This is a genomic window from Neisseria sp. HMSC70E02, from assembly GCF_001838645.1.
GTDB classification, from domain to species: domain Bacteria; phylum Pseudomonadota; class Gammaproteobacteria; order Burkholderiales; family Neisseriaceae; genus Neisseria; species Neisseria macacae.
Genome location: NZ_KV838097.1, coordinates 8,494 through 16,361, shown reverse-complemented (window position 1 = coordinate 16,361; position 7,868 = coordinate 8,494). Strand labels below are relative to the sequence as shown.

The 7,868-nt window shown below is 53.5% G+C and carries 5 protein-coding genes; 3 read left to right on the top strand and 2 right to left on the bottom strand.

Going from position 1 to position 7,868, the window contains the following annotated elements:
• Positions 1 to 33: 33 nt before the first annotated feature.
• Together HMPREF3277_RS06815 and HMPREF3277_RS06810 are read right to left on the bottom strand one after the other, a co-directional pair.
• Entirely contained in the window at positions 34 to 1,122 is a 1,089-nt protein-coding gene (locus HMPREF3277_RS06815) for a GNAT family N-acetyltransferase (protein WP_070870475.1), read from the bottom strand.
• Positions 1,112 to 2,227, bottom strand: a complete 1,116-nt coding sequence (locus HMPREF3277_RS06810) for an ATP-grasp domain-containing protein (protein WP_246830773.1) — start codon at positions 2,225 to 2,227, stop codon at positions 1,112 to 1,114. The genes HMPREF3277_RS06815 and HMPREF3277_RS06810 overlap by 11 nt, the downstream gene beginning before the upstream one ends.
• A gap of 843 nt (positions 2,228 to 3,070) precedes the next feature.
• Here HMPREF3277_RS06810 and HMPREF3277_RS06805 point away from each other — a divergent pair.
• The 3 genes from HMPREF3277_RS06805 (at position 3,071) to pgmB (ending at position 7,482) form a co-directional block, all read left to right on the top strand.
• On the top strand, positions 3,071 to 4,423 hold the full coding sequence (locus tag HMPREF3277_RS06805) for an SLC45 family MFS transporter (RefSeq protein ID WP_070870512.1): 1,353 nt from the start codon (positions 3,071 to 3,073) through the stop codon (positions 4,421 to 4,423).
• Positions 4,424 to 4,545: 122 nt separating this feature from the next.
• Complete coding sequence (locus HMPREF3277_RS06800) at positions 4,546 to 6,804, top strand: glycoside hydrolase family 65 protein (protein ID WP_070870471.1); 2,259 nt, start codon at positions 4,546 to 4,548, stop codon at positions 6,802 to 6,804.
• A gap of 12 nt (positions 6,805 to 6,816) precedes the next feature.
• Entirely contained in the window at positions 6,817 to 7,482 is a 666-nt protein-coding gene (gene pgmB, locus HMPREF3277_RS06795) for a beta-phosphoglucomutase (protein WP_070870469.1), read from the top strand.
• The last annotated feature ends 386 nt before the right edge of the window (positions 7,483 to 7,868 follow it).

Below are 7,868 nucleotides of genomic sequence, written 5' to 3'. Positions count from 1 at the left end.
GCCTTGTCCTGATTTAGTTAATCCACTATATGTTTACAGTTTGTATTTAATCAGGATTTTTTTGTAATACCCCTGGCTCAATGCGTGTAACAGCTTCCAAATAAGCCGGCGCGCAGGTCGGAGATGGGACGTATAGACCGCCATATATTCGATTTCAGGCATTGCGCCGCGTACCCTTTTGAAATCGGGTGCACCGGAACTGAAATTTAAAGGGACATCCGCTTCGATACAGGTTTGCATGGAACGCGTCATGCAGCGGCGGTATAAGGCATCACTTTGCGGCTTGGCATCATCGTAGCCGACGATGGGCGAAGTAGCGGTATTGCTGTCGATGACCACGCCTGATACGCCGGCACTTTCACCGGTTTTGCCGTCACGCAGTAGAAATAAATTCAAGATATCGCGCGATACGGCTTCGCGCATAAATTCAACGGTAAATTGTACGTTTTGCTTGGAATATTTGTTCAGATACAGGCGGTTGTACCAATGCACCGCCGCTTCAAAATCCGCATCAGGGCTGTCGGCACTCAAGCGCTCAAAAACATAACGTCCGTCATTAAATATCTTGCGGTCGCGTTTGGTATTGGTTTTTGCCATGACTACCTGCCAATCGTCCATAATGTAAACCTGCCGCGTCACAACCATTTTCCAACCGAGCTGTTCCAGCCGTTCAATCAAATCCTTATGCTGGCGCGGATTCAGCGAACGGACGGACAAAGCATGTTTCGGCCATTTTGCGACGGCGGCTTGGGTCAGCTTCGACATTGGGGTCGTCTGAAAAGCCTCAGAGAAGCTATTGGTAGAGAGGCAATAATTGTTCAGCGTCACCATACGGTCGATCTGATTCAGCCGCAAAATGCCGCTTAATGCCGACAACAAACTCGCCGCAAGCATACGCTGCCCGCCGGGCAGTTTGACCAACTCGTCCCTCGCATAATCCACGATTGCCGAATGCGGCGACGCGGTATAGCAATTAGGCGTGATCCGGTCGATGACAGTGCAGGGAATATCCAAACCGTCGATATTCAAAACCTCGGCGCGGGCATTCATATTGGCAAACAGGCGTTGCAGCGGAATGTCTCGGAACAATGCCGCAAATTCGTGGGACAGATCAGTTTTCATCGCCGTCAAACTCAATATCGAAAGTGCTGGCGCTGGTTAAAGGCTTATGATGCCGGATACTGCGCCACATCATCTCGCCCAATGCCAGCCATTGCGCATAGAAAGGCAAATCAGCAATCACATCATCGGCTCGGCGGAAGTCCTGCCAAAGCGCCGTCCATTTTCCCTCTTTCCAAGCCCGATAACCGAAAAGCAGCGGCAAGGTCGCGCCGACCCGTAAAGGTTTGGATGGTACGTTGTGTTTCCGTTGCTGCAAGCGCCCTGCTCCGTCAAATATCAAATCCTCGCGTAAAAGATGCAGACCGCTGGTCGCGCGGGGGTTGCATTCCAACAGCCACAAATCGTTTCCGTCATCGATAAAGTCAAAAGCCGCCTGTCCGTGAAACGCGTTTTGCTCGGCAAATTTCGTCACAAATTCGTCCAAACGCGGGTCGGAAAGCGGCTCGAAATAGGTCGATGCCGAATCGTTGAGCAGGTAGCGCGGGCGGTAGGCGGCATGCGCCAACACGCTGCCGTGTTCGCAAATCACATAATTACACACCCCCTGCCCCGTAATGAAATCCTGCTGCACCCAAGGATAATCCGCACTGATATGGATGTTTTTCAGACGACCCTCCGTTACGCCGCGTATTACGGAACGCCCGAAACGCGAATAAACGGGCTTCAATACCGTTTTCTTCACGCTGTCGTATCCGACCTCGCCGACCGATGTAATTCGGCGCGTAGCCGGAAAACGCACCGTCGTATCCTGCGGCATCCGCTCGAAAAAACGGAATTTGTCATGCAGGGTGAACAACGTTCCATGATCGGGCATCCAACATTTGGCGCGCTCCGATTCCGGCAAATCCAGCCTCGCCAAATAAAAAATATCTTCACAGGTCGGAATCACACAATCCGCCTGCGCCACCAATTCCGTCATAGCACGCGCATAGCCGGCGAAATCCAAACGCGGCGCGGGAATGCGGCGGTACTCGCCCAATCCGGCAAAAATGCCGACCGGAAAATGCAGGCTGTCGCAAAACACAACCTGATGCCCGCCGCGTTTGGCGAAGCGCGCCCATTCCAGCGCAACGGGCGCTCGGGGAGAAGTAATGAGGATGTTCAATTTGTATTCCTGAAGCGTTTGGCTTTGCATCGATAATTTATGTCGTCAGAATGACAGTGTATCACATTGTCAAAAAAGGTCGTCTGAAAACGGGATGAACCGTTTTCAGACGACCTGCATACCCTGCCTCCAAACTCTCTGCCGACTTCCCGATATACCCTACGGAAAATAGGACGAATCAGTAAACAGCTTGCAAGCCGTTTCTTTGCTTCTCCACTCAAACTTTGCGGATAGTCAACTATGGTACTTATAGCCACTTGCCAGCATGTATGTTTTAAAACATAATGACCCCGCTTATCTATACCAGATGCTTCACAACAACAATACCATCCCTCAGCAAATCGCGCCCACCCTACTCTTCCGACAACATCCCCTGCGCGTTTTTACTGATGACACGTTACTCAAAACCGTCTGAAAACAAATGTTTGAACACTACGCTTTCTATCCGTGACAAGCGCGGAAAATGGTTTTATCCGACTGTTATCCAAGTGAGGACGCCTCCTCTTTAATTGAATTCCTTAAACAATTTCTTGCCGCTTCGCAGCCCGATGTCCTCTCCCAAACCGACTTCATCATAACGATGATTATGGTTTAGCCGCTGCCTGCGTTACCGAAATTGCACCGATGGGGCTGAATTACCCGAACTGTTGATTAAAAAATAGCTTAGTGTGATGTGGACATCAGGTCGTCTGAAACCGTCTTCTGTCTTCGTTTTCAGACGACCCCTGACCCGCGCGACTCAACATCATGCGCTGTCACAACACGCCCCTTTTTATCGGTATCCATCGCTCGATGATGTTTACCGAAACCGGTTTTATTACAAAAAAACGAAAGGACTACCTCATGTCGGACAATACGCAACCCACGCGGCAGGGCTTGCCCTCGCTGCCGAAAAGCACGATTTGGATGCTCAGTTTCGGTTTTCTCGGCGTTCAGACGGCCTTTACCCTGCAAAGCTCGCAGATGAGCCGCATCTTCCAGACGCTCGGCGCCGACCCGCACAGCCTCGGCTGGTTCTTTATCCTGCCGCCGTTGGCGGGGATGCTGGTGCAGCCGATTGTCGGTTATTACTCCGACCGCACTTGGAAGCCGCGCTTGGGCGGCCGCCGCCTGCCGTATCTGCTTTACGGCACGCTGATTGCGGTTATCGTGATGATTCTGATGCCGAACTCGGGCAGCTTCGGTTTCGGTTATGCGTCGCTGGCGGCTTTGTCGTTCGGCGCACTGATGATTGCGCTGTTGGACGTATCGTCGAATATGGCGATGCAGCCGTTTAAGATGATGGTCGGCGACATGGTCAACGAAGAGCAGAAAAGCTACGCCTACGGGATTCAGAGCTTCTTGGCGAATACGGGCGCGGTTTTGGCGGCGATTCTGCCGTTTGTGTTTGCGTATATCGGTTTGGCGAATACTGCCGAGAAAGGCGTCGTGCCGCAGACCGTGGTCGTGGCGTTTTATGTGGGCGCGGCGTTGCTGGTGATTACCAGCGCGTTCACGATTTTCAAAGTGAAGGAATACGATCCGGAGACCTACGCCCGCTACCACGGCATCGACGTGGCGGCAAATCAGGAAAAAGCCAACTGGTTCGAACTCTTGAAAACCGCGCCTAAAGCGTTTTGGACGGTCACTCTGGTGCAGTTTTTCTGCTGGTTCGCTTTCCAATATATGTGGACTTATTCCGCTGGCGCGATTGCGGAAAACGTCTGGCACACGACCGATGCGTCTTCCGTAGGCTATCAGGAAGCGGGCAACTGGTACGGTGTATTGGCGGCGGTGCAGTCGGTTGCGGCGGTGATTTGTTCGTTTGTATTGGCGAAAATCCCCAACCGATACCTCAAGGCGGGTTATTTCAGCTGCCTGGCTTTGGGCGCGCTCGGCTTTTTCTCCGTATTCTTCATCAGCAACCAATACGCGCTGGTGTTGTCTTACATCTTAATCGGTATTGCTTGGGCGGGCATCATCACTTATCCGCTGACGATTGTAACCAACGCCTTGTCGGGCAAGCATATGGGCACTTATTTGGGCTTGTTCAACGGCTCCATCTGTATGCCTCAGATTGTTGCTTCGCTGTTGAGCTTCATGTTGTTCCCGATGATGGGCGGTTTGCAGGCCAATATGTTCTTGGTAGGGGGCGTCGTCCTGCTGCTGGGCGCGTTTTCCGTGTTCCTGATTAAAGAAACACACGGCGGCGCATAATTTTCTTCATTTATCGGCAGGAGGGTCGTCTGAAACTTCTGCCGACGCTTTATTTGATTTAAGTAAGGCGAACCGTATTTCAAAACGGTTTGCCATAAAACCATCAAAACAGGAGCTTTACGATGTATACAAGAATCATGGAAGTCAGCCCTTGGACGCTGCGTTCGGCAAAACTGGAAAAAGAACACAAACGGCTGCAAGAGAGCCTGACCAGCTTGGGCAACGGCTATATGGGTATGCGCGGCAGCTTTGAGGAAACCTATTCTGCCGACAGCCACTTGGGCACCTACATCGCCGGCGTGTGGTTCCCCGACAAAACCCGCGTCGGCTGGTGGAAAAACGGCTACCCCAAATATTTCGGCAAAGCCATCAACGCGCTCAATTTCAGTAAAGTCAGAATCTTTGTCGACGGGCAGGAAGTGGACTTGGCGAAAAACGACGTTACCGGCTTCTCCGTCGAACTCGATATGCAGCACGGCGTGTTGCGCCGCTCGTTCACCGTATTCGGCGTGCGTTTCGATGTGTGCAAATTCCTGTCCGTCGCGCAAAAAGAGCTGGCGGTCATCCGCTGGGAAGCTGTGTCCGTCGACGGCAAAACCCACCAAGTCCGCATTGATTCCATCATCGACGCCGATGTGAAAAACGAAGACTCCAACTACGAAGAAAAATTCTGGCAGGTATTGGACAAAGGCGTTTCAGACGACCGCTCCTACATTGCCACCCAAACCGTCGCCAATCCTTTCGGCGTGGAACAATTTATCGTCAACGCCGAGCAAACCTTCGCAGGCAGCTTCAAAGCCCTCGGCGGCAGCCAAACCGACTGGCAGGTCTCCAATTCTTTCGAAGCCGAAGTCGGCAGTACGCCCGAAACCTTTGAAAAACGCGTGATTGTTACCACCAGTCGCGATTATCAGGGCTTGGAAGCGGTGAAAGCCGCAGGCCGCGCCTTGTCGGAAAAAATCGCAGGCGTTGCGTTTGAAACCTTGCTGGAGGCGCACAAAGCAGGCTGGCTGCACCGTTGGGAAATCGCCGACGTGGTTATTGAAGGTAGCGACGAAGCGCAACAAGGCATCCGCTTCAACCTGTTCCAACTGTTCTCCACCTACTACGGCGAAGATGCACGCCTGAACATCGGCCCCAAAGGCTTTACCGGCGAAAAATACGGCGGCGCGACCTATTGGGACACCGAAGCCTACGCCGTGCCGCTCTACCTCGCACTGGCGGAACCCGAAGTTACCCGCAACCTGCTGCAATACCGCCGCAACCAACTGCCGCAGGCGCAACACAACGCGCGCGAACAGGGCTTGGCGGGTGCACTCTATCCGATGGTAACGTTTACGGGCATCGAGTGCCACAACGAATGGGAAATCACCTTCGAGGAAATCCACCGCAACGGTGCGATTCCTTACGCCATCTACAACTACACCAACTACACCGGCGACGAAAGCTATCTTGCCAAAGAAGGTTTGGAAGTCTTGGTCGAAGTGTCCCGCTTCTGGGCGGACCGTGTCCACTTCTCCAAACGCAACGGCAAATACATGATTCACGGCGTAACCGGCCCGAACGAATACGAAAACAACATCAACAACAACTGGTACACCAACACCCTCGCCGCATGGGTATTGGACTACACCCGCGAAGCCTTGGCGAAATACCCGCGTCCGGATTTGAACGTGAGCGCCGCCGAGCTGGAAAAATGGGCGGACATCAGCGCCAATATGTACCGTCCGCATGACGAAGAACTCGGCGTATTCGTGCAACACGACGGCTTCCTCGATAAAGACATCCGCCCCGTGTCCGCGCTTTCGCCCGACGATTTGCCGCTCAACCAGAAATGGTCGTGGGACAAAATCCTGCGTTCGCCCTTCATCAAACAGGCGGACGTATTGCAAGGCATCTACTTCTTCGGCGACCGTTTCAATATCGACGAAAAACGCCGCAACTTCGATTTCTACGAACCGATGACCGTGCATGAAAGCTCGTTGTCGCCCTGTATCCACGCCATCCTTGCCGCAGAACTGGGCAAAGAAGAAAAAGCCGTGGAAATGTACCAGCGCACCGCCCGCCTGGACTTGGACAACTACAACAACGACACCGAAGACGGCCTGCACATCACCTCCATGACCGGCTCGTGGCTCGCCATTGTCCAAGGTTTCGCCCAAATGAAAACCTGGGGCGGCAAACTCAGCTTCGCACCGTTCCTGCCGAGTGCGTGGACAGGCTACGCCTTCCATATTAACTACCGCGGCCGTCTGATTAAAGTTGCCGTCGGCAAAGAAAACGTCGTCTTCACCCTGCTCAAAGGCGAACCGCTCGATTTGCAGGTGTACGGCAAAGACATCACGCTCAACGGCAGCCACACCGTTGCGTTGGAAAAATAAGGAGGGCGCAAAATGACTTTTACCGCAGTCCTCTTTGACCTCGACGGCGTCATCACCGACACCGCCGAATATCACTACCGCGCATGGAAAAAGCTCGCCGAAGAACTGGGCATCAGCATCGACCGCAAGTTTAACGAGCAGCTCAAAGGCGTGTCGCGCGACGATTCGCTCAAACGCATCCTCGCACACGGCGGCAAAACCGTCGGCGAAGCCGAGTTCGCCGAACTGACCCGCCGCAAAAACGACAACTACGTCGAGATGATTCAGGCAGTCAAACCCGAAGACGTGTACCCCGGCATTTTGCCGCTGCTGGAAGCATTGAGGGCGAACGGCAAAAAAATCGCCCTCGCGTCCGCCAGTAAAAACGGCCCGTTCCTGCTGGAACGCATGGGGCTGACCCACTTCTTCGACGCCGTCGCCGACCCTGCCGCCGTCGCGCATTCCAAACCCGCCCCCGACATCTTCCTCGCCGCTGCCGAGGGCGTGGGCGCAGACATCCGCCAATGCATCGGCATTGAAGACGCCGCCGCAGGTGTCGCCGCCATCAAAGCCGCCGGCGCCTTGCCCATCGGCGTGGGCAAAGCCGAAGACTTGGGCAGCGACATCGCGCTGGTGTCCGGCACCGCCGAGCTGACCTACGCCTACCTGCAAAACGTGTGGACACAGTCGGGCAGGTAAAGCGCGTCAGGTAAAGTGTTAAGGAAGTAAAAAGGTCGTCTGAAAACAGGATAAAACGTTTTCAGACGACCTTTCGTTTATCTTGCACACAAATAAAATTTGCCGCAACGGCTTCAGAATGTGCGTTCTCCTGTTGGAGCGACCTTTCAGAAGATTTTTTGCGAAACCTAGAAACCTAAATGTAAGCCTGCGGCTTACTGCCCTCTCCCTAACCCTCTCCCACGGGGAGAGGGAACAAAATTGGCTGAAAATCCAAACATGGTTGGGTTTCAGCATCCTCAATCCCCTCTCCCACGGAGAGAGGGGAAAAATTGGCTGGAAATCCAAAGCATAGTTGGGTTTCGGTATCCTCAATCCCCTCTCCCCGTGGGAGAGGGCTAGGGAGA

What these genes read in the sequence shown, in the direction of transcription:
- HMPREF3277_RS06815 (WP_070870475.1), bottom strand. Translation starts at nt 1,122, where the DNA reads ATGAAAACTGATCTGTCCCACGAATTTGCGGCATTGTTCCGAGACATT.
- HMPREF3277_RS06805 (WP_070870512.1), top strand. Translation starts at nt 3,071, where the DNA reads ATGTCGGACAATACGCAACCCACGCGGCAGGGCTTGCCCTCGCTGCCG.
- HMPREF3277_RS06800 (WP_070870471.1), top strand. Translation starts at nt 4,546, where the DNA reads ATGTATACAAGAATCATGGAAGTCAGCCCTTGGACGCTGCGTTCGGCA.
- pgmB (WP_070870469.1), top strand. Translation starts at nt 6,817, where the DNA reads ATGACTTTTACCGCAGTCCTCTTTGACCTCGACGGCGTCATCACCGAC.